Here is a 21,684-nt window from a genome sequence, read left to right as displayed (position 1 = left end):
TTCATTTCAAACCAGACGCTTACGTTGGTTTGATGGCGGAATGGATAACGACTCTCGATATTTTGCGACAGTCCGTCGGGCAACGACGATACCTTGATCAGTCAGCATGCTCGTCAGTTTGCTGTCACTTAATGGTTTGGCGGGGTTTTCCGCTGCTACCAGTTTTTTCACCAAAGCCCGTATTGCAGTAGAAGAGGCTTCGCCTCCACTTTCTGTATTGACATGGCTGGAGAAAAAATACTTCAATTCAAAAATACCACGCGGACTGTGCAGGAATTTCTGGGTAGTCACCCTGGAAATGGTAGATTCATGCATATCAACCTGGAAGGCAATGTCTGCCAGAACCATGGGTTTCATATGTTCTTCACCATGTTCAAAAAATTCTTGCTGCTGTTCTACAATGCAACGTGTCACTTTCAGTAAAGTATCATTTCGGCTTTCCAGACTTTTGATAAGCCATTTCGCTTCCTGTAAGTTATTGCGAATAAATTGGCAGTCGCTTTCATGGCGTGCATGTTGTCCGAGTTCCGCATAATGCTGATTAATACGTAAACGAGGAATGCTATCTGCATTCAGTTCTACTTGCCAGTGTCCACTCTCTTTTCGAACTAACACATCAGGGATCACATACTCCGATTCACCCGTATTCACCGCCAGACCGGGTCTTGGTTCAAGTGATTGAATTAAATTTATCACTTCTTTCAGTGTATCTTCTTTTAAGCGGCTAAGGCGGATTAAATTACGGAAATCCCGATGACCCAGCAACTCCAGATGTTCGCAAACGATCAATTTGGCTTCTTTCAGATAAGGTGTTTCTGGGGGAAATATTGATAGCTGGATCAGAAGACAATCTTTTAGATCACGGGCCGCGACACCGATAGGATCAAAATGCTGTACCCGTTTTAATACTGTTTCTATCTCTGCCAGAGTGAGCTGATCGTCGCCAATACTGGCAAGGATGTCTTCCAATGGTACAGTGAGATAACCTGTATCATCTATGGAGTCAATAATTGATGTGGCAATGGCGGCATCCGTTTCCGTGAAAGGGGTCAGCCCTGCTTGCCACATCAAATAGTCTTGCAGGGTTTGAGTTGTCTCGCCTTGGTAAAGTGGCAATTCATCATCACTATAGTCATTACGTGTACCAGAAGGCGTTCCAGCAGTGTAAATCTCATCCCAGCTTGTATCTAGTGGTAGCTCGTCTGGAAGATCCTTTTGTTGCAGGGCTTCAAGCGTATCCATAACTTCAGTGTCGTTGTCAGGAGATTCCTGACTGTCGATTTCGCGGTGTTCTTCGTCCTGCTCAAGCAAAGGATTCATTTCTAACGCTTGTTGTATTTCTTGTTGAAGTTCAAGCGTAGAAAGTTGCAACAAACGAATGGCTTGTTGGAGTTGTGGTGTCATAGTCAGTTGCTGACTAAGCCTGAGTTGCAAACTTTGCTTCATAGCGTTAAATCAATTCTCCTGGCTGAATTAGAGCCGGAAACCTTCGCCTAAGTAAACGCGCTTCACCTGTTCATTATTAAGGATATCATTAGGTGTACCATGAGCAATCAGATGCCCCTGGCTAACAATATAAGCACGCTCGCATACATCCAGCGTTTCACGGACGTTATGGTCTGTGATAAGAACACCTAGTCCATAATCTCTCAAATGCTGAATGATCTTTTTGATGTCGATGACTGAGATGGGATCTACGCCAGCAAAGGGCTCATCCAGTAAAATAAACTTAGGATTGGCTGCTAGCGCGCGAGCAATTTCTACACGGCGACGTTCTCCACCGGATAGTGATTGACCAAGGTTGTCACGCAGATGGCTGATATGGAACTCTTCCATTAGCTCTTCAGCTCGTTCTTTCCGCTGTTCCTGAGTCAGATCCTTGCGGATTTCCAATACGGCCATCAGATTGTCGAAGACACTCAGACGGCGGAAAATAGACGCTTCTTGAGGCAAATAACCAATACCACGGCGCGCACGTTCGTGAAGTGGCAGTAGGCTGATATCTTCATCATCGATGGTGATTGTTCCGGTATCCCGTGAAACAATACCCACGACCATATAGAAAGTCGTGGTTTTTCCCGCGCCATTGGGACCAAGCAGGCCAACAATTTCGCCAGAATTCACGTTCAAGCTGACATTTTCAACGACCTTACGGCCCTTGTAAGCTTTTGCCAGGTTTTCTGCATTTAGTATTGCCATATATATCGTTATTTACTCTTGTTGTTAGCCCCAGGGCCTTCTTCCTGTAACTGAGAAGGTAACAGGACGGTTGTCACTCGTTTACCTTTGTCACTGAACGCTTCCATTTGCTGGGTTGGCACCAAATAGGTGATGCGGTCGCCTTTGATATTGCTGTCCAACTGTTCCAGATAGGCATTACCAGTCAGTGTAACCAGCTCTTTATCCATTTCGTAGCGCATTTTGGCACCACGGCCTTTGATTGGTTTGCCATTGTCCTGTAACTGATAGAACGTTACCGGATTACCAAATGCCTCGACAATCATTTTCTTAGAATCACCATTCGGCCGGGTCACAATGACTTTGTCGGCGTGAATATCAATAGAACCTTGTTTAACGATCACATTTTCTGTAAATGTGGCAGTGTTTCCTGTCATGTCAAGGGCTTGCTTGTCAGAATCAATATAAATTGGCTTCTGGGTATCATCTTTCAGTGCTAGTGCGGGAAGGCTGATCGCAAAAATAGCACTGGCAATAAAAGCATTACGGATTCTGTTGTTCATGTTGGATTTCATAGTAGGTGTTAACCTTTTCAATCAGTTCAGCGGTTTTGTTCCGCAGATTGCCACGCATTTTCATCCCAACGGATTTCAGTCCTACACCGATTAGTGTGACCTTATCATCGGATGAGACATCTTGGGTTACCAGATTGACGACAGCATTCTCTGTGGTAATACGTTGTAATTGTGACGTATCAGTCAGGCTATCAACCTGTACGTCTCCGTAAAGATAGAGCATTCTGTCATTAGTCAATTTGGCTTTGTTAGAGCGTACTGTCCATGTAGCAATGGCATTTGAATCATATGTAATTAATACTGGTTTGGTAAACCAGGTGATTTTTGACTCGGCATAATTCTGGACATCATCGGCGACCAGTTTATATGTCAGCTTACCAGTAGGATCATAAACAAAAGTTATGGTTTCCTGACTTTGATATGTTGGCTGGTTGTTATCTGTGGCAGAAGACAATTGATTTTCGTCTGAATCAGATAAGTTCCAGCCAATTAGAGCCAAGGTGATTAATGTCAGTATGATAGCAGGCCAGGATTTGATTTTATCCATTCTCGTTTCGTTTTAACCTATATTGATAATCCTTTGGCATCTTCCAGCTTATTCTGAGCGAAAAGCACCAAATCACAAAGTTCTCTTACTGCCCCGCGCCCGCCTGCAATTTGGGTGACATAATGCGCTTTTGGTAAGAGTAATGGATGTGCATCTGCCACTGCGACAGATAACCCCACCTGTTCCATGACCGGCCAGTCAATCAGATCATCACCGATATAAGCAACCTGTTCTGGTTTTAATCCCAGTTTATCTAACAGTTCTCTGTACGCCAAAGCCTTATCACTCTGTCCCTGGTAAAGATGTGTAATGCCGAGTGTGTTTGCGCGATCTTCCAGCAATTTTGCCTTACGGCCGGTGATAATAGCGACTTCAATTCCCGAAGTAATTAAGCAGCGAATCCCGTAACCATCACGAACATTAAACGCTTTTAGTTCTTCACCGTTATTTCCCATATATACCAGACCGTCTGACATGACACCGTCAACGTCACAAATCAGCAAGCGGATTTTACTGGCTTTTTCGATAATGTCTTTATCCACCGGACCATAACAGGTGTCCAGATAAACTAATTGGCTCATTAAAGCATTCTCACAGGTTAAACCACACCGGCTTGTAAAAGGTCATGCATATGTAATACACCAAGCAATTTATTTCCCTCTGTAACCAGTACGGAAGTGATATGGCGTGATTGCATTAAGTTTAATGCATCAACTGCCAGGGCATTAGGTTTTATACGGATACCTCCTGCTGTCATAACATCTGAAATTTTGACGTTGTACAAATCAATTCCCATATCAAAAACGCGGCGTAAGTCACCATCGGTAAAAATACCATCAATATGCATATTTTCATCGCAAATGACTGTCATACCCAGTTTTTTACGGGTAATTTCAACCAGTGCTTCACGTAAGGATGAATCACGGTTAATTCGTGGAATATCATCACCGGTATTCATTAAATCACTGACTAGCAGCAGAAGTTTGCGTCCAAGTGCGCCGCCTGGATGTGATAGCGCGAAATCTTCAGCGGTAAAGCCACGTGCTTGAAGTAGTGCGACAGCTAAAGCATCTCCCATCACCAATGTTGCCGTGGTGCTCGTTGTTGGAGCCAAACCTAGCGGACAGGCTTCTTGTGGGACTTTGATGCACAAATGGATGTCTGCGGCTTTTCCCATGCTGCTGTTATGATTGTTCGTCATGCAGATGAGTGGAATTTTTTGGCGTTTTAGCGCAGGGATCAGTGACAGAATTTCATTGGATTCACCAGAATTCGAGATTGCCAGAACAATATCTTGCGGGGTAATCATACCGAGATCACCGTGGCTGGCTTCTCCTGGATGCACAAAAAAGGAAGGTGTGCCAGTACTGGCGAAAGTTGCGGCGATTTTACAGCCGATATGACCAGATTTACCCATCCCCATGACAATAACCTTACCTTCGCAGTTGAACATCAGTTCACAGGTACGGGTAAAATCTTCATTTATGTATTGCTCAAGTTCTGCTAACCCATCACGCTCTATGTGTAATACTCTCTTACCCGCTTGCTGAAAATCAATTTTAGGCATTTTTTCTTCCTACTAATTCTTGTTTATTCAATGCGGTAATTGGAAATAAACAGTACGATAAAATAAGCAATAAAGCAGCTTAATAACAGGACACCTTTCACCCGGTTTAACCGCTGTTTACGACCCAGACAAAATACAGCAAATATTATGCTAGTTATCATCATTACCCAAAAATCCCGATGAAAAGCTTCAGGTGAAATGGCTGATGGTGAGAGTAATGCGGGAAGTCCCAGAACAATTGATATATTGAATATATTCGAGCTTATAATATTCCCGAATGCAATATCATCTTCCCCTTTAAATGCTGCTGCAATGGAGGTAGCTAATTCTGGTAAGCTGGTACCGACGGCAAGTACCGTAAGCCCGATAATTAATTCACTAATGCCATAAATACGAGCAATAACCGTTGCATTGTCAATCACCATTCGGGTAGCCATAGGCAAAATAATGAGTCCTAATAATATCCAAAGCAAGGCAATACGCTTATTGCCCTCGATTGGTAATTCGGAAGCCTGCTCTTGAGTATAAATATCAGTTTCAGCACGGTGCGGCAGTGTAGCCATTTTTATCATCAGTAAAATACACGCTATAGCAGAAATCAGTAATACCAATCCATCCATCCGACTAAGGTAGTTATCGCTTATCAAATAGCCACAGAACGCGGTGATCAGCAGCATCAGAGGAAGTTCTTGTCGCAGAATATCTGATTTGACTTCCATTGGACGGATAAGAGCAGCGGCTCCGGTTATCAATAGCAAATTGGTAATATTAGAACCAATAACATTACCAATAGCCATATCCGGTTGACCATCCAGCATAGCAGTAACTGAAACCATTAATTCTGGCAGAGAAGTGCCAATGCCAACTATCGTCATACCAATAATGAACGGAGGCAGCCCCAGTGTACGGGCAAAAATTGCAGCACCATATACTAATCTATCGGAACCATATACCAGTAAAATCAATCCGGTAATTAAGAGTAAAAAGGTTAAAAACATGAAGCAGCCCTTGTAAGGTATATTCCGGATTTAATGTTAACGCTGGTTGATTTCTTAAACAAAAATTGTTTGTTTAGTTAGATGAGGGATATTCTGACGGCGGCGAGTAGAAAAGTAAAATTTGTTACAACTTTAGTGGCGAAAATTCTCAAATTTTTTTGTAGTATATGTGATTAATATGTAAACCAAATATCAGCCAGTTTATTAACCGTTAAGGGCTATCAATAATGAGTCAACAAACAGCAAATCTCATCGAGATCCGAGGTATGTATTTTACCCGTGGGAGCCGTTCGATTTTTGCTGATATCAATCTGACTGTCCCCAGAGGAAAAATTACTGCAATTATGGGGCCTTCTGGAATAGGGAAAACAACACTATTGCGGTTGATTGGTGGTCAGTTGCGTCCTGAACGAGGAGAAATCTGGTTTGATGGCGATAATATTCCGGCCTTGTCTCGTTCCCGTTTGTATGCAGCTCGCAAGAAAATGAGTATGTTGTTTCAGTCAGGGGCATTATTCACGGATTTAAATGTCTTTGATAATGTTGCTTTTCCTCTACGAGAACATACGGCGCTGCCGGAAGAGATCATCCACACTACGGTGATGATGAAATTGGAAGCCGTTGGATTACGAGGTGCTGCAAATCTGATGCCTTCTGAACTTTCCGGTGGTATGGCAAGACGTGCTGCTTTGGCGCGTGCGATTGCGCTTGATCCTGATTTGATTATGTTTGATGAGCCTTTTGTCGGCCAGGACCCGATTACCATGGGGGTTTTGGTGAAACTGATTGATGAGCTGAATAAAGCGCTTGGCGTGACCTGTGTGGTTGTTTCCCACGATGTACCGGAAGTTCTAAGCATTGCAGATTATGCTTATATTATTGCTGGACAACAGGTTATTGCTGAAGGTACGGCGCAACAGTTGCAATCTAATTCTGATCAGCGGGTACGGCAATTTCTTGATGGTATTGCTGATGGGCCGGTACCTTTCCGTTTCCCGGCAGGGGATTATAAAACTGAGTTATTAGGATAATGGGATGTTAATGTTAACACAGGCGCTGGCGGCACTTGGCAGACGGGCTATTGAGGTATTTGCCTCTTTTGGTCGTGCAGGTTTTATGCTTTTTGGCGCGATAATTGGCAGACCAGAGCCTGCCAGACAATGGCCATTACTGCGACAGCAACTTTTTAGTGTGGGTGTTCAGTCATTGTTGATTATTGTGGTTTCAGGATTGTTTATTGGCATGGTGCTTGGTTTACAGGGATATCTGGTACTAACAACATACAGCGCAGAAGCCAGTCTTGGCATGATGGTGGCGGTATCTCTGTTGCGTGAATTGGGGCCGGTTGTGACGGCTCTGTTGTTTGCTGGTCGTGCCGGGTCAGCGCTGACCGCAGAGATAGGTTTGATGAAAGCCACGGAACAAATTTCCAGTTTAGAGATGATGGCGATAGATCCATTACGGCGTGTGATAGCCCCACGTTTCTGGGCTGGATTTATCAGTATGCCGTTGTTGTCCTTGATTTTTGTGGCTGTAGGTATCTGTGGAGGTGCGATGGTTGGTGTTGATTGGAAAGGGATTGACAGTGGTTTCTTCTGGTCTTCAATGCAATCTGCTATTGAGTGGCAAAAAGATTTACTTAACTGTTTTATTAAAAGTGTTGTTTTCGCCATTACTGTAACCTGGATTGCTTTATTCAATGGTTATGATGCGATACCTACCTCAGAAGGGATCAGCCAGGCAACGACCAGAACGGTGGTTCATGCGTCATTAGCCGTTTTAGGTTTGGATTTTGTGCTGACAGCACTTATGTTTGGGAACTAAGTCAATGCAAAGTAAGAAAAGTGAGATTTGGGTTGGGGTTTTTATCTTGATTGCACTGACTGCAATCGTCTTTTTATGTCTTAAAGTGGCAGATATTAAATCAGTAGGCAGTCAGCCGACTTACCGTTTGTACGCAACTTTTGACAATATCGGGGGTCTGAAAGAACGTTCACCGGTAAAAATTGGTGGTGTAGTGATTGGCCGTGTCGTAACTATCTCTCTTGATGAGAAAACTTATACGCCACAGGTGGCACTAGATATTATGAAGCAATATAACCGCATCCCTGATACCAGTTCTCTTTCCATTCGGACTTCGGGTTTGTTGGGTGAACAATATATTGCCCTGAATATGGGGTTTGAAGATCCCGATATGGGAACCCGTATTCTGAAAGATGGTGACCGCGTGCAGGATACCAAATCAGCAATGGTGCTTGAGGATATGATCGGTCAGTTCCTGTATAAGAGCGGCGATAATTCCCAAGGTGGGGTAGAGCACACTTCAGCACCCACAGCCAGCAACTGAAATATCGTTAAGAGGAACCAATTATGTTGAAGAAATTATTAATGGTGGCGTTGCTGGTGGTTGCGCCATTAGCTAGTGCAGTTGATCAGACCAATCCTTATAAGTTGATGCAGGATGCGGCAGAGAAAACTTTCACTCGATTAAAAAACAGCCAATCACAAATTCGTCAAAATCCAGATTATCTGCGTCAGATAGTGAAAGAAGAACTACTGCCTTATGTGCATATCAAATATGCCGGAGCGTTGGTTCTGGGTAGCTACTATAAAGATGCGACTCCGGCACAACGAGACGCTTATTTTGCTGCATTTACATCCTATTTAGCGCAGGTTTATGGGCAGGCTCTGGCTATGTATCATGGCCAGACTTATCAAGTTGATCCCGAGAAGCCATGGGGAGATAACAATATTATTGCTATTCGTGTCACTATCATTGATCCGAATGGCCGCCCTCCCGTCCGCCTTGATTTCCAGTGGCGTAAAAATAGCAAAACTGGCCATTGGCAGGCATATGACATGATTGCGGAAGGTGTCAGTATGATTACAACCAAACAGAGTGAATGGGCTTCTATCTTGCGTCAACAAGGTATAGATGGCTTAACTAAGCAGCTTGAAATCAGCGCTCGTCAGCCAATCACTCTGGAAGAGAAAAAGTGAGATGAATGAGAGTCTGAGCTGGGAAAAAGCGGGACAGACATTGATCCTCAGAGGTATTTTGGATCGTGACAGCTTGCTTCCTCTCTGGCAGCAAAAGGAAAAGTTACTGACCAATATCAACGATATCAATGTGTCACAGCTTGAGCATGTGGATTCTACCGGGTTAGCTCTTTTAGTTCGTTTTAAATACCATATGCAAAAGGAAGGGGTTGAGTTGCTCTTTTCCGGTGTGAGTGAACGGCTCAGTACCCTGATTATGCTTTACGATCTGCAAGAAATTATCATTGATAGTTAGCCGATATTATCGGCAATTATCTGTATATACCCAATAGATTTCAAGATGCATCGCGACGGCAAAGGAGCGAATCCCCGGGAGCATAGATAACTATGTGACCGGGGTGAGTGAGTGCAGCCAACAAAGAGGCAACTTGAAAGATAACAGGTATAATCAGCGCCCTTGTAAGCAGAAATGTCACAAGGGCGTTTGTAAATGCGCCTGATGTTGGGAGTCAAAGTCTGGCTCTACAATAAGCCTCGTCGCCGCAGTTAAAAGCCTGTGACTTCAGTCGCGGGTTATTTACAGTTTAAGAGTAAGCCGGATTCTATTAGGATAGATGACTGTCTATCTATTATTTCTAACTACAGAATTGAGCAATTATGGATACTAATGAGATTAAGCAAGTGCTGATGGACAAATTAGCACTAGATGAAGTCATTGTTAACGGAGATGGTAGCCATTTCCAGGTTATTGTAGTTGGTGAAATGTTTGCTGGTATGAGCCGGGTAAAGCAACAGCAAGCCGTTTATGCGCCTTTGATGGAATACATTGCTGATAATCGTATTCATGCCCTATCAATCAAAGCCTATACACCGGATGATTGGAAAAGGGATCGTAAGCTCAACGGTTTTTAATGCTGTTTGCCTCGCCGCGAACAGCAAATTATATAAAGAGAGTAGTCACAGATGGATAAATTTCGTGTGAAAGGACCAACTCGCCTGTCGGGTGAGGTTTCTATTTCCGGGGCAAAAAATGCTGCACTGCCAATCTTGTTCGCCGCGTTGTTGGCTGAAGAGCCTGTTGAATTGCAAAATGTTCCAGAACTGAAAGATATTGATACCACTATCAAATTATTAAATCGCCTTGGGACCAAGGTTGAACGTAATGGTTCTGTATTTGTGGACGCCCGCGAGGTGAATCAATATTGTGCGCCTTACGATTTGGTAAAAACGATGCGTGCATCTATTTGGGCATTAGGTCCATTGGTAGCACGTTTTGGTCAAGGGCAGGTTTCTTTGCCTGGGGGTTGTGCTATTGGCGCACGCCCGGTCGATCTGCATATCAGTGGCTTGGAACAGTTAGGTGCCGAAATTGTTCTGGAAGAGGGTTACGTTAAGGCTTCCGTTAATGGGCGTTTAAAAGGTGCTTGCATTGTGATGGATAAAGTCAGCGTTGGGGCGACAGTCACGATTATGACTGCGGCAACATTGGCTGAAGGAACAACCGTTATTGAGAATGCAGCACGCGAACCTGAAATTGAGGACACAGCCAATTTTCTCAATACATTGGGTGCGAAGATCACTGGCGCGGGTACTGACCATATCATCATTGAAGGTGTAGAGCGCCTTGGTGGTGGTGTATATCGTGTATTACCGGATCGTATCGAGACTGGTACATTCCTGATTGCGGCTGCGGTATCTGGAGGTAAGGTCGTTTGTCGTCATGCTAAGCCTGATACGTTAGATGCTGTATTGGCAAAATTGCGTGAAGCGGGTGCTGATATTGAGGTTGGTGAGGATTGGATAAGCCTTGATATGCACGGTAAACGACCGAAAGCAGTGACATTGCGTACTGCGCCACATCCCGGTTTTCCGACTGATATGCAAGCGCAGTTCAGCTTGCTGAATTTGGTGGCTGAAGGTGCTGGTATGATCACCGAAACTATTTTCGAAAACCGTTTTATGCATATTCCCGAATTAATCCGTATGGGAGCTCATGCTGAAATTGAAAGCAATACGGTGCTTTGCCACGGTGTTAAGAAGCTTTCTAGCGCTCAAGTAATGGCGACTGATTTACGCGCATCTGCAAGTTTGGTTCTGGCTGGTTGTATTGCTGAAGGTGTGACTATCGTTGACCGTATCTATCATATTGACCGTGGTTATGAGCATATTGAAGATAAACTGCGTGGACTTGGTGCAGATATTGAGCGAGTGAAATAAGCGGAAAAGTAATTTTGTTTTCTTATTTGGAAACAGACGATATTGCAGTTTAATTGACGACTTTTCTCCTTTTAAGGCATAGGTATCTACATCTCACTGAACTGACCCGACACATTTATAGCTAATGGGTCAGTTCTTTTGCTAAATATTCTGACAGCAATTGTAGGATGTTCAGCAAGAGTGATAAGCCCGCCAGAGTAGTCGGTGTGCTTATTATAAGACGATGGATAATTCGTCATTCCGCGATGCTTGCCGCTTCCCGTACCAGATGCCATAGGGTTGTCCCTGACTCGGCCCCTTCGATGTCAAAAGCGATGGCTCCCTGAGCAAAGAAATACTGTTTGTTAGGTAGTTTGTCCGTTCGCCAGAATCCGCTGACCCGTGCGGGATTACCAGCCCGGAGTGGGGTGATATGCAGAGGTTCACGGTCATAACGGGCATACCAGGCTTGTGTGGAAACATCATCAAAATGACCGTCACCGTAAAAGTGCAGGGAGTCACCTTCTCCCGAAACAAAACGTATCGGACGTATCAACTGGTTAATGGCAAAATAACTCTCCGGGACACTGCCCGGCAACGGTGTCAGATCCGGGTATTGACCAGCCCGAATCATAAGACCATTGGAATAAGGACTAATCACCACGTCCGTGTAACGTGCCAGCGTTTTACGTATCCAGATTTCTCCACCCAGTCGGTTTACAAATCGTTTGGATAGCAGGGTGATCCAGTTAATGCTTCGGATGGAGTGGGCATAATCATCCAGTGTGGTGTGAACAGTGGAGTTGACTTGCAAGGAGGGATAGCGAAGAGCCAGTTGGTACTCCAGAGGAAAATAATCATGATAATCTCTGGGTAAGACTAGACAGTAACCACAGTCTCCCCAGTCAGGTTCGAGTTGTTTGCACAGAAAGTCCAGCCAGGCCATAAAGCGGGTCATACCCTCCTGTTCCTTTAAATAATCCCAGGGCAATACCAGACTGAGGTAAGAGCTACTGTCGTCACCATCAATTTCTCTGGAATCCAGGTAATGCATCAGATAGTGAGGGGCTTCATAGATATTTTTAGCGTCACTAATATCCCAAGTAGAGGGATGATTTTTTTTCTGATTAAGAATACCTTTCTCGACTTTGGCAATATTTTCCGATGAATATTTTTTTAACCCTTTTAATGCATGTCGGTGAAAACGTAGATGAGTGCCAAATTCCTCGCGAAAGCGCCGGTAACAGGCCAGAATGCGTTGCTTTTTTTCCTGAGTGTAGCCCTGTTTAAAAAACAGGGTAATCGAGAGACCCAGACGGGACACAGTCAGCCCATCGGCATTGATAAAAAGAAAAGAGGTCAATTGTGATCTCAGTTGGGCAAAGTAATCTGAAGTTTCCATGATTTTCTCCGTTAATTATGAAGCGGTGATAATTCGTCATTCCGCGATGCTTGCCGCTTCCCGTACCAGATGCCATAGGGTTGTCCCTGACTCGGCCCCTTCGATGTCAAAAGCGATGGCTCCCTGAGCAAAGAAATACTGTTTGTTAGGTAGTTTGTCTGTTCGCCAGAATCCGCTGACCCGTGCGGGATTACCAGCCCGGAGTGGGGTGATATGCAGAGGTTCACGGTCATAACGGGCATACCAGGCTTGTGTGGAAACATCATCAAAATGACCGTCACCGTAGAAGTGCAGAGAATGGCCTTCACGAGGGATCACCCGTATCGGGCGTATCAGTTGGTTAATAGCAAAATAACTTTCCGGGACACTGCCCGGCAATGGTGTCAGATCCGGGTATTGACCAGCGCGGATCATCAGGCCATTGGAATAAGGACTAATCACCACGTCTGTGTAACGTGCCAGCGTTTTGCGTATCCAGACTTCTCCACCCAGTCGGTTTACAAATCGTTTGGACAGCAGGGTGATCCAGTTAATGCTTCGGATGGAATGTCCATACTGTAATACCGCAGTATGAACCGCAGAATTGACTTGCAGGGAGGGGTAACGTTGCGCTAGCTGGTACTCTAAGGGAAAGTAGTCATGATAATCTTTGGGGAGGACCAGGCTATAGCCACAGTCTCCACTGTCCGGTTCGAGTTGTTCACACAGAAAGTCCAGCCAGGCCATAAAACGAGCCATGCCATCTTGTCCTTTTAGATAATCCCAAGGCAACACCAGACTGAGGTAAGAACTGCCGTTATTACCGCTTATTTCCCGAGAATCCAAGTAATGCATCAGATAGTGGGGAGCTTCATAGATATTTTTAGCGTCACTAATATCCCAAGTAGAGGGCTGATTTTTTTTCTGATTAAGAATACCTTCCTCGACTTTAGCAATATTTTCCGGTGAATATTTTTTTAACCCTTTTAATGCATGTCGGTGAAAACGTAGATGAGTACCAAATTCCTCGCGAAAGCGCCGGTAACAGGCCAGAATGCGTTGCTTTTTTTCCTGAGTGTAGCCCTGTTTAAAAAACAGGGTAATCGAGAGACCCAGACGGGACACAGTCAGCCCATCGGCATTGATAAAAAGAAAAGAGGTCAATTGTGATCTCAGTTGGGCAAAGTAATCTGAAGTTTCCATGATTTTCTCCGTTAATTATGAAGCGGTGATAATTCGTCATTCCGCGATGCTTGCCGCTTCCCGTACCAGATGCCATAGGGTTGTCCCTGACTCGGCCCCTTCGATGTCAAAAGCGATGGCTCCCTGAGCAAAGAAATACTGTTTGTTAGGTAGTTTGTCTGTTCGCCAGAATCCGCTGACCCGTGCGGGATTACCAGCCCGGAGTGGTGTGATATGCAGAGGTTCACGGTCATAACGGGCATACCAGGCTTGTGTGGAAACATCATCAAAATGACCGTCACCGTAGAAGTGCAGAGAATGGCCTTCACGAGGGATCACCCGTATCGGGCGTATCAGTTGGTTAATAGCAAAATAACTTTCCGGGACACTGCCCGGCAATGGTGTCAGATCCGGGTATTGACCAGCGCGGATCATCAGGCCATTGGAATAAGGACTAATCACCACGTCTGTGTAACGTGCCAGCGTTTTGCGTATCCAGACTTCTCCACCCAGTCGGTTTATAAATCGTTTGGACAGCAGGGTGATCCAGTTAATACCACGGATGGAATGTTCATACTGTAATTTTGCTGTATGAACGGCAGAATTCACTTGCAAAGTAGGGTAACGTTGTGCTAGCTGGTACTCTAAGGGAAAGTAGTCATGGTAATCTCTGGGCAGGACTAGGCAGTAACCACAGTCTCCACTGTCCGGTTCGAGCTGTTTACACAGAAAGTCCAGCCAGGCCATAAAACGAGCCATGCCCTCTTGTTCCTTCAGATAATCCCAGGGCAACACCAGACTCAGGTAGGAGCTACCATCGTCACCATCAGCTTCATCGGAATCCAGGTAATGCATCAGATAACGAGGGGCTTCATAGAGATTTTTAGCGTCACTAACATCCCAACTAGAGGGCTGATTTTTTTTCTGATTAAGAATACCCTCTTCAACTTTGGCAATATTTTCCGGGGAATATTTTTTTAACCCTTTCAGCTCATGAGTGTGAAAACGCAGGTGAGTGCCAAATTCCTCGCGAAAGCGCCGGTAACAGGCCAGAATGCGTTGCTTTTTTTCCTGAGTGTAGCCCTGTTTAAAAAACAGGGTAATTGAAAGACCCAGACGGGAAACAGCCAGTCCATCGGCATTGATAAAAAGAAAAGAGGTCAATTGTGATCTCAGTTGGGCAAAGTAATCTGAAGTTTCCATGATTTTCTCCGTTAATTATGAAGCGGTGATAATTCGTCATTCCGCGATGCTTGCCGCTTCCCGTACCAGATGCCATAGGGTTGTCCCTGACTCGGCCCCTTCGATGTCAAAAGCGATGGCTCCCTGAGCAAAGAAATACTGTTTGTTAGGTAGTTTGTCCGTTCGCCAGAATCCGCTGACCCGTGCGGGATTACCAGCCCGGAGTGGGGTGATATGCAGAGGTTCACGGTCATAACGGGCATACCAGGCTTGTGTGGAAACATCATCAAAATGACCGTCACCGTAGAAGTGCAGGGAGTCACCTTCTCCCGAAACAAAACGTATCGGACGTATCAACTGGTTAATGGCAAAATAACTTTCCGGGACACTGCCCGGCAATGGTGTCAGATCCGGGTATTGACCAGCGCGGATCATCAGGCCATTGGAATAAGGACTAATCACCACGTCTGTGTAACGTGCCAGCGTTTTGCGTATCCAGATTTCTCCACCCAGTCGGTTTACAAATCGTTTGGACAGCAGGGTGATCCAATTCATGCTTCGGATGGAGTGGGCATAATCATCCAGTGTGGTGTGAACAGTGGAGTTGACTTGCAAGGAGGGATAGCGCAGAGCCAGTTGGTACTCCAGAGGAAAATAATCATGATAATCTCTGGGTAAGACCAGACAGTAACCACAGTCTCCCCAGTCAGGTTCGAGTTGGTCACACAGAAAGTCCAGCCAGGCCATAAAGCGGGTCATGCCCTCCTGTTCCTTTAAATAATCCCAGGGCAATACCAGACTGAGGTAAGAGCTACTGTCGTCACCATCATCTTCATCGGAATCCAGGTAACGCATCAGATAGTGAGGGGCTTCATAGAGATTTTTAGCATCACTGACTACCCAACTAGAAGGCTGATTTTTTTTCTGATTAAGAATACCTTCCTCGACTTTGGTAATATTTTCCGGGGAATATTTTTTTAACCCTTTCAGTTCATGACGGTGAAAGCGTAGCTGAGTGCCAAACTCTTCGCGAAAGCGCCGGTAACAAGCCAGAATGCGTTGCTTTTTTTCCTGAGTATAGCCCTGTTTAAAAAACAGGGTAATCGAGAGACCCAGACGGGACACAGTCAGCCCATCGGCATTGATAAAAAGAAAAGAGGTCAATTGTGATCTCAGTTGGGCAAAGTAATCTGAAGTTTCCATGATTTTCTCCGTTAATTATGAAGCGGTGGCGAATGTCGCATTCGCCAATATTGCCAGGATGGCAGCTAACGCGGCGGCGCTGACTGCGGCGGCGGCGGTTAAAATTTCCACCAGTGCAATCAGCGCGGCAGCGACGGCAACGGTGACCAGGATAACAACGGTGACTTCGGCAATAATCAAAACTATTTCCAGCATTTCCTCGCTGACTTTTTTCAATATTTGCATCCAGCTGATGTTTTTTAGCTCTTCCAGGGTGAGATCTGAACCCTGTTGTACGGTCTGCCACTGGGCTTTTATCTCATTCTCAGTCCAGGTCACGATTTTTCCCGTCTGTTCACTAACCCAGGAAAACGCGTAGCTGATCTGATGGCTTATCGGGTCAATCATTTCTTCACACATCCACTTGCCGGCTTGATTGAACCAGATACCAAACTGGGCAAGAAGCTCCCGGGTACTGTCGCGGACATAATTCAACCCGTTTTCGGCCAGACCTGCCACCTCCTGCCCGAGAACAACCCAGTCTTCATAGCTCGGTAAAAAAGACCAGGGGGAAGTGCTGAGAAGAGGGGGTTTTTTTGTCAGGGGTTGCGGAATGGTTCCCGGTACTCCCTCTTCGGGAGGGATGGGTAAAGCTTCCTCATCAGGATGTGAACCGGGTGGCAACGGAGCCAGTGGTATGGGATTTTTATAGTGTTGGGAACCTGGTTGATAATGTTTTCGCCACGCCTCATCATACTGCTTTTGCTCCTCTGTGCGGTTATCGGTGATACGCATCACCCCAAAACGGTCACGGGTGGCAATCCGGATATAATCTTTTTCCTGACTATCAGAGAGTTCATCCCCCGGGAATTTCACTTCAATCAACATCTTCAGATTATTGGGGTGCACAGAACCATCAAAGTAGGTGGCCTTTCTGCCCGGCCAGCGGAGATCTTCATCTTTAACCAGAATAATATCGGGCCGGCGAATACGTTTAACCCCAAATTTCTTCATATTGTCGGCAGAAGGCCGGGCAAACGGGTTACTGGATTGCGGTAGATTATCACCATAGCGCTGCTTAGAGGCTTGGCTGGTCGCCAGCATAGGCAAAGGAACGTCCTTATTCCCTCTGATAGTAAACACCACTTCCGCTTTATAGGGCCACAGGAAGTCATGTTTGAGTTCTTCAACCTTAATCAATCCACTCATAATAATTTGATTCAGAAAGCGAATGGCCCCTTGTTTAGTCATAATCATTGCCGGCATCCGCAGAGCATACTCGGCTTTTTCAGCCAGATAACAGGGATCTTCATCAGCGGGAAAGATACCTATTTCCATCGTGCAATTAATTGAGGTGACAGCTGGGCACATCTTGTCGCTGTTGGATATTGCCATACTGATTTTCTCCGTAAATTCCGTAACATATTCCCCCGGCGTGTTACCACTGCTCCGGTATTTTCTTTGGCTTCAGTGATGTGTTCGGTTAGTGCGGCCAACCTAGGAAGATGCTTTCCCATATTGTTTTATACCTGTTATCTTTCAAGTTGCCTCTTTGTTGGCTGCACTCACTCACCCCGGTCACAGAGTTATCTATGCTCCCGGGGATTTGCTCCCTTGCTGTCGCGATGCATCTTGAAATCTATTGGGTATATACCCTTCATCCTTCAAGTTGCTGCTCCATTGGCTTGCAGAATAAAGAGTAGAGCTAACCGAAATCATCATGATGTTTTTACCACTAACTCGTTAATGGCTGATCAATAATGCAACAAATTTAGCTTAAAAATATATAGGAATATTCCGAAAATTATGTCGATTTTATCGTCTCTGGCGTTTGGGGTTGATGATTGTTTTTAACATTTGTGTAGGAACAAATTTACTGGGATAACTAGTATTCACCATATTCTTCAATAGTGACTTGCAGCGATAACATTTTCCCATTGCGCAATAGAGTTACAGGAACAACACTGCCGGGGCGTATTTCAGCCACTTGATCCATGGTTTCAACCGCCGAAATAGCCGGTTTGTTATTTACACTGGTAATAATATCACCTACTTTGATACCGGCTTTTTGCGCTGGTCCATTGGGGGTAACTTGAAATACCCGGAGTCCCTGAATTTGATTAATATTGCCGTTATAAGAGCGAATATGGGGAAGTTCCTGTGATACGATGCCGATAAAACCTCGGATAACCCGCCCGTCGCGGATAAGTTTCTGCATAATCTTGGTGGCGAGTTCAGTAGGAATAGCAAAACCCAACCCCTCTGGGGTTTCACCATTTTCACTTTTATCGAATGATAATGTATTGATCCCTACCAGTTCGCCAAGGGTATTAATCAATGCACCGCCAGAGTTACCTTGATTAATAGAAGCATCAGTTTGGAGAAAGTTTTGGCGGCGGGTAGGGCTTAATCCAACGCGGCCAGTGGCACTAATAATCCCCTGAGTAATAGTTTGTCCCAGATTGTAAGGATTACCGATGGCCAGAACGACATCTCCTACGTGGGCTACTCTATTTGGATTAATGGGAATGACAGGCAGGTTTTCGGCATCAATTTTCAGGACTGCAAGATCCGTTAGACTGTCAGAACCTACGACCAGAGCCTCATAAAAATGGCCGTCTTGCAGTGCAATAATAATTTGTCCCGCGTTATTGATAACGTGTTTATTAGTGAGAATGTATCCTCTATCGCTCATGATAACGCCAGAACCAAGGGTGTGGTTTTCCCTGCCTTGATGGGAAAAACTCCCCATGTTGCTGCTGTAGACGTTAACCACAGCGGGCGCCGCTCTGCGGACACCTTTATTAAAACTGAATGGAACTTCATCATTACTATTGCTGGTGATTGCAGATATCAGCCCAGTAGGGCGCAGTGATGGAATGGTAATCAGTAAAATTACAGCTACAAATAATCCTAAAAAAGCAGAACGCAGCAATTTGGCAGTCATGGGTATTATTCAGTGTGAGTTAATGAGTCATTGCAGGATAACATAGAAATTAACAGACACAGCATTATGCTGTATCTCAGATTGTTTGGTGTTTCTATTTTCTCAGTTTAAATCGTGTGAGGTATCGTTTTTCATACCATTTGAAAATAGAGGATTATAGAAACGTTCGTTCATTCAAGCGTTTTATCTGAATGTGATAAACAGTCGTTGAGAAAAACCGTTTATAGTCTGTCAGTATGGTTTTAAAATCTGGAGAAAATGATAAGTAAATCTGTCGATAAAAACTTTAATCATTAAAGGTAAAACAGAAATGATTAAGGGGTTTTTGCCGCAGTAAAAATTTAAATGTTATACTGATATTGAAAGAGAAAACATTAAGAAAAACGGGTTTTAAATTGATTAATAAGGTGGAAAAATGACAGAGTTAACCAAAGAATAGAAATATGAAATTGTGTCAAAACATTTAACAGGAATAACCGCATTAAAGAAATTTTCTCAAATAAAGGATATTGAATGGCTGGAAGATGTTTACGAAAAATTGGGGATAGTCGTTGAAGAAAGCTAGGAGGCTTTTAAAGATTATTGCAGAAATGGGTTTTGATCTTGATACCATTAAAATGTCAGTTACCCTTTACTGGTTTTAAAATCTAAAAAATCAAACTCAGGAAAATGAAAAGCGAGAAAACCTAATTATCAGTTTAATCATAATGAATAAATTAGATATTGCTCGGTAAACGAAAAAAACTATTAGGTTTACAGATACTGCTTAATGAAGGTTATTCATTAGATGAGTTTTTGATTAAAAAATAGAAAAATGTGGAGTGTTGAACACTATATTTGCTGATTGTTTTTAACATGATTTCTTGTATTTCAATTTATTGCCGATTGCAAGCGATGTTTTATCGGTGATTAGCTCGTTTGTCTATCAGTCAAGGGTTAAAAAGATAAACTTTTCATTAATACCAGATTTTAAAAGAACGTATGTGCCTAAAAATGGTCTTTTTAATACATTTATCGGCGATGTTATCCTTATGTTTATTTAATCTTCCATGACCATTTAAAGGTACGAATATAGAAAAATTAAAACATTTATACCCGTGCTCATTGAAACTGCTTGATTTTCGCCCAAATGAGGTTCAGGGTATCCGTCATGAAAATATTCATTACCGACGAACAAAAAGCCGAACTTGAACACCTTCATCACACCTGCCGTGATAAGCGGGAGTGTGATCGTATCAAAGCGGTCCTGCTGGCCTCTGAGGGCTGGAGCTCTGTCATGATCGCTCAGGCCCTGCGCCTGCATGAAATGACCGTTAATCGTCATATCAGCGATTACCTTAATCACCGCAAACTCAAGCCCGACAATGGCGGCTCTCAGAGCCACCTCAGCGAAACACAGACGAAGGAACTTATCGCTTATCTGACCGCGAATCTTCTGCCCACCACACAGGCGGTTATCCACCTTGTCAAAGAAGCGTGGAATATCAGTTACACCGTTCCCGGCATGAATAAATGGCTGCACCACAATGGATTTAGTTATAAAAAACCGACCGGCGTGCCACACAAGTTCAACGCGGAACAGCAGCGGGCCTTTATAGAAACCTACGGGAAACTCAAGCAGGAAGCCGGAGACAATGAGCCCATCCTGTTCATTGATGGCGTCCATCCCACTCAGGGGACGAAACTGGCTTATGGCTGGATGCGTAAAGGCCAGAAAACCGTAGTGAAAACCACGGGAAGCCGTACCCGTCTGAACCTGATGGGAGCCCTGAATCTGGCCGATATCAGCAAAACAGTCGTACACGAATATGATCGTATCGACAGTTATCACATCGCAGAATTCTTCATTGCCCTGCGTGAAACCTATCCGGTCAGTCAGAAGGTTCATATTATCCTTGACGGAGCCGGTTATCACCGGAGTGAGTTGGTGAAAGACTGGGCTTATGTGATGAATATTGAACTTCATTACTTACCGCCCTACAGCCCAAATCTGAACCCGATAGAAAGGCTGTGGAAAGTGATGAATGAACAAGTCAGAAATAATCGTTACTTCGCCTCGGCGGCCTTGTTCAGGCAGGCAATACATCACTTTTTTACGGAAATATTACCGGAACTTGCCGGGAGTCTGTCACGCCGTATTAATGACAATTTTCAGATTCTGAATCCTGCATCTTCAAGTTAAGCGGGTATATATAAAAGCGGGTTTAATTCCCGATAAAAATGGCTAATTATTAGAACATTTGTTGGATTATTTTTGAAGATAAAATAAAGGAGCTGACTTATAGAAAACTTTCAGGAAAAATGATAAATACCATTAAAGCTTTGTACTTATTAAAACTAGGATTTAAGGCAATGACTTTTAATAATAGTTTAAAACATTTTTCTCATAAATCCATCAATGAAAAATGAGAAATAAAAACTGGTTTTGTTAATGTGGATGTACTTTTAAAAAAGGCAAATAAGAATAGGTTAATTAGATAATATGTTTTTCAATATGATTAGGTTTTAATAACTTTTTCAACCGGGAATAAAGTTATCATAAACTAATTAAATAACCGATTGCAAAAAATTAATAAATAATTTAATAAAATTGTAAACGTGGACGGGATAATTTAAACCGTGATACTTTAAATACACTGGTTTAAATTTGTTTTATACTACTTTAATCCGTTAAATATCATTGTTTTTTACAGTGTGGTTTAAGACATTCATTTTTTTATCTTTTTAATGTGATTTCATGCTGAAATCA

23 protein-coding genes are annotated in these 21,684 nt (G+C 43.9%); 9 read left to right on the top strand and 14 right to left on the bottom strand.

The genetic code is table 11. The annotated features are described in order from the left end of the window. Window positions 1-6 precede the first annotated feature (6 nt). Genes rpoN through BDD30_RS08565 form a run of 7 tightly spaced genes read right to left on the bottom strand, consistent with a single transcriptional unit; the run spans window position 7 to window position 5,865 of the window. Complete coding sequence (gene rpoN / locus BDD30_RS08595; RefSeq protein ID WP_015835762.1) at window positions 7-1,446, bottom strand: RNA polymerase factor sigma-54; 1,440 nt, start codon at window positions 1,444-1,446, stop codon at window positions 7-9. A gap of 27 nt (window positions 1,447-1,473) precedes the next feature. Next, window positions 1,474-2,199, bottom strand: coding sequence for an LPS export ABC transporter ATP-binding protein (gene lptB, locus BDD30_RS08590; RefSeq protein ID WP_015835761.1), 726 nt, complete (start codon window positions 2,197-2,199; stop codon window positions 1,474-1,476). Between the two features lie 8 nt (window positions 2,200-2,207). Continuing rightward, complete coding sequence (gene lptA, locus BDD30_RS08585) at window positions 2,208-2,741, bottom strand: lipopolysaccharide ABC transporter substrate-binding protein LptA (RefSeq protein ID WP_015835760.1); 534 nt, start codon at window positions 2,739-2,741, stop codon at window positions 2,208-2,210. Continuing rightward, window positions 2,722-3,300: an LPS export ABC transporter periplasmic protein LptC gene (gene lptC / locus BDD30_RS08580; RefSeq protein WP_015835759.1), complete on the bottom strand. Its 579-nt coding sequence runs from the start codon at window positions 3,298-3,300 to the stop codon at window positions 2,722-2,724. The genes lptA and lptC overlap by 20 nt, the downstream gene beginning before the upstream one ends. Before the next feature lie 17 nt (window positions 3,301-3,317). Then, window positions 3,318-3,881, bottom strand: a complete 564-nt coding sequence (gene kdsC / locus BDD30_RS08575; RefSeq protein WP_015835758.1) for a 3-deoxy-manno-octulosonate-8-phosphatase KdsC — start codon at window positions 3,879-3,881, stop codon at window positions 3,318-3,320. Window positions 3,882-3,898: 17 nt separating this feature from the next. Continuing rightward, the gene (kdsD, locus tag BDD30_RS08570; protein ID WP_015835757.1) at window positions 3,899-4,867 is read right to left on the bottom strand and encodes an arabinose-5-phosphate isomerase KdsD; all 969 of its coding nucleotides are present in this window, start codon (window positions 4,865-4,867) and stop codon (window positions 3,899-3,901) included. 23 nt (window positions 4,868-4,890) lie between these two features. Beyond that, on the bottom strand, window positions 4,891-5,865 hold the full coding sequence (locus BDD30_RS08565; RefSeq protein WP_015835756.1) for a calcium/sodium antiporter: 975 nt from the start codon (window positions 5,863-5,865) through the stop codon (window positions 4,891-4,893). A gap of 227 nt (window positions 5,866-6,092) precedes the next feature. Between BDD30_RS08565 and mlaF the strand changes: the two genes are divergently transcribed. The 7 genes from mlaF (at window position 6,093) to murA (ending at window position 11,082) form a co-directional block, all read left to right on the top strand. Continuing rightward, a complete protein-coding gene (mlaF, locus tag BDD30_RS08560; protein ID WP_015835755.1) occupies window positions 6,093-6,896 on the top strand; it encodes a phospholipid ABC transporter ATP-binding protein MlaF in 804 nt (267 codons plus the stop codon). A gap of 10 nt (window positions 6,897-6,906) precedes the next feature. Next, the gene (gene mlaE, locus BDD30_RS08555) at window positions 6,907-7,689 is read left to right on the top strand and encodes a lipid asymmetry maintenance ABC transporter permease subunit MlaE (protein WP_041382984.1); all 783 of its coding nucleotides are present in this window, start codon (window positions 6,907-6,909) and stop codon (window positions 7,687-7,689) included. A gap of 4 nt (window positions 7,690-7,693) precedes the next feature. Further along, window positions 7,694-8,212, top strand: a complete 519-nt coding sequence (gene mlaD, locus BDD30_RS08550; RefSeq protein WP_015835753.1) for an outer membrane lipid asymmetry maintenance protein MlaD — start codon at window positions 7,694-7,696, stop codon at window positions 8,210-8,212. A gap of 23 nt (window positions 8,213-8,235) precedes the next feature. Next, the gene (gene mlaC / locus BDD30_RS08545; protein ID WP_015835752.1) at window positions 8,236-8,865 is read left to right on the top strand and encodes a phospholipid-binding protein MlaC; all 630 of its coding nucleotides are present in this window, start codon (window positions 8,236-8,238) and stop codon (window positions 8,863-8,865) included. A gap of 1 nt (window position 8,866) precedes the next feature. Then, entirely contained in the window at window positions 8,867-9,160 is a 294-nt protein-coding gene (mlaB, locus tag BDD30_RS08540) for a lipid asymmetry maintenance protein MlaB (RefSeq protein ID WP_015835751.1), read from the top strand. A 362-nt stretch (window positions 9,161-9,522) separates the two neighbouring features. Then, the gene (gene ibaG / locus BDD30_RS08535; protein ID WP_011148158.1) at window positions 9,523-9,777 is read left to right on the top strand and encodes a BolA family iron metabolism protein IbaG; all 255 of its coding nucleotides are present in this window, start codon (window positions 9,523-9,525) and stop codon (window positions 9,775-9,777) included. A gap of 51 nt (window positions 9,778-9,828) precedes the next feature. Continuing rightward, window positions 9,829-11,082: a UDP-N-acetylglucosamine 1-carboxyvinyltransferase gene (murA, locus tag BDD30_RS08530; RefSeq protein WP_015835749.1), complete on the top strand. Its 1,254-nt coding sequence runs from the start codon at window positions 9,829-9,831 to the stop codon at window positions 11,080-11,082. Window positions 11,083-11,317: 235 nt separating this feature from the next. Here the strand turns inward: murA and BDD30_RS08525 are convergent, their stop codons facing one another. The 7 genes from BDD30_RS08525 to degS form a co-directional block, all read right to left on the bottom strand. Then, the gene (locus BDD30_RS08525; RefSeq protein ID WP_015835748.1) at window positions 11,318-12,463 is read right to left on the bottom strand and encodes a DUF3396 domain-containing protein; all 1,146 of its coding nucleotides are present in this window, start codon (window positions 12,461-12,463) and stop codon (window positions 11,318-11,320) included. Window positions 12,464-12,499: 36 nt separating this feature from the next. Beyond that, on the bottom strand, window positions 12,500-13,645 hold the full coding sequence (locus BDD30_RS08520) for a DUF3396 domain-containing protein (RefSeq protein ID WP_015835747.1): 1,146 nt from the start codon (window positions 13,643-13,645) through the stop codon (window positions 12,500-12,502). Between the two features lie 36 nt (window positions 13,646-13,681). Further along, window positions 13,682-14,827: a DUF3396 domain-containing protein gene (locus BDD30_RS08515; protein WP_015835746.1), complete on the bottom strand. Its 1,146-nt coding sequence runs from the start codon at window positions 14,825-14,827 to the stop codon at window positions 13,682-13,684. Window positions 14,828-14,863: 36 nt separating this feature from the next. Further along, window positions 14,864-16,009, bottom strand: coding sequence for a type VI immunity family protein (locus BDD30_RS08510; RefSeq protein ID WP_015835745.1), 1,146 nt, complete (start codon window positions 16,007-16,009; stop codon window positions 14,864-14,866). A 15-nt stretch (window positions 16,010-16,024) separates the two neighbouring features. Further along, entirely contained in the window at window positions 16,025-17,383 is a 1,359-nt protein-coding gene (locus BDD30_RS08505; protein WP_015835744.1) for a VRR-NUC domain-containing protein, read from the bottom strand. 195 nt (window positions 17,384-17,578) lie between these two features. After that, complete coding sequence (locus BDD30_RS24645) at window positions 17,579-17,710, bottom strand: hypothetical protein (RefSeq protein ID WP_282958024.1); 132 nt, start codon at window positions 17,708-17,710, stop codon at window positions 17,579-17,581. Between the two features lie 163 nt (window positions 17,711-17,873). Further along, window positions 17,874-18,935, bottom strand: coding sequence for an outer membrane-stress sensor serine endopeptidase DegS (degS, locus tag BDD30_RS08500; protein ID WP_015835742.1), 1,062 nt, complete (start codon window positions 18,933-18,935; stop codon window positions 17,874-17,876). A 451-nt stretch (window positions 18,936-19,386) separates the two neighbouring features. Here degS and BDD30_RS25015 point away from each other — a divergent pair, with 451 nt between their 5' ends. After that, the gene (locus BDD30_RS25015) at window positions 19,387-19,500 is read left to right on the top strand and encodes an H-NS family histone-like protein (RefSeq protein WP_387796048.1); all 114 of its coding nucleotides are present in this window, start codon (window positions 19,387-19,389) and stop codon (window positions 19,498-19,500) included. Between the two features lie 585 nt (window positions 19,501-20,085). Further along, window positions 20,086-21,117, top strand: coding sequence for an IS630 family transposase (locus BDD30_RS08490; RefSeq protein ID WP_041381472.1), 1,032 nt, complete (start codon window positions 20,086-20,088; stop codon window positions 21,115-21,117). Window positions 21,118-21,684: the final 567 nt, after the last annotated feature.

Origin of the sequence: Photorhabdus asymbiotica (genome assembly GCF_003634575.1) — a bacterium.
Classification (GTDB): Bacteria; Pseudomonadota; Gammaproteobacteria; order Enterobacterales; family Enterobacteriaceae; genus Photorhabdus; species Photorhabdus asymbiotica.
This window is presented reverse-complemented; position numbering and strand designations above follow the sequence as displayed.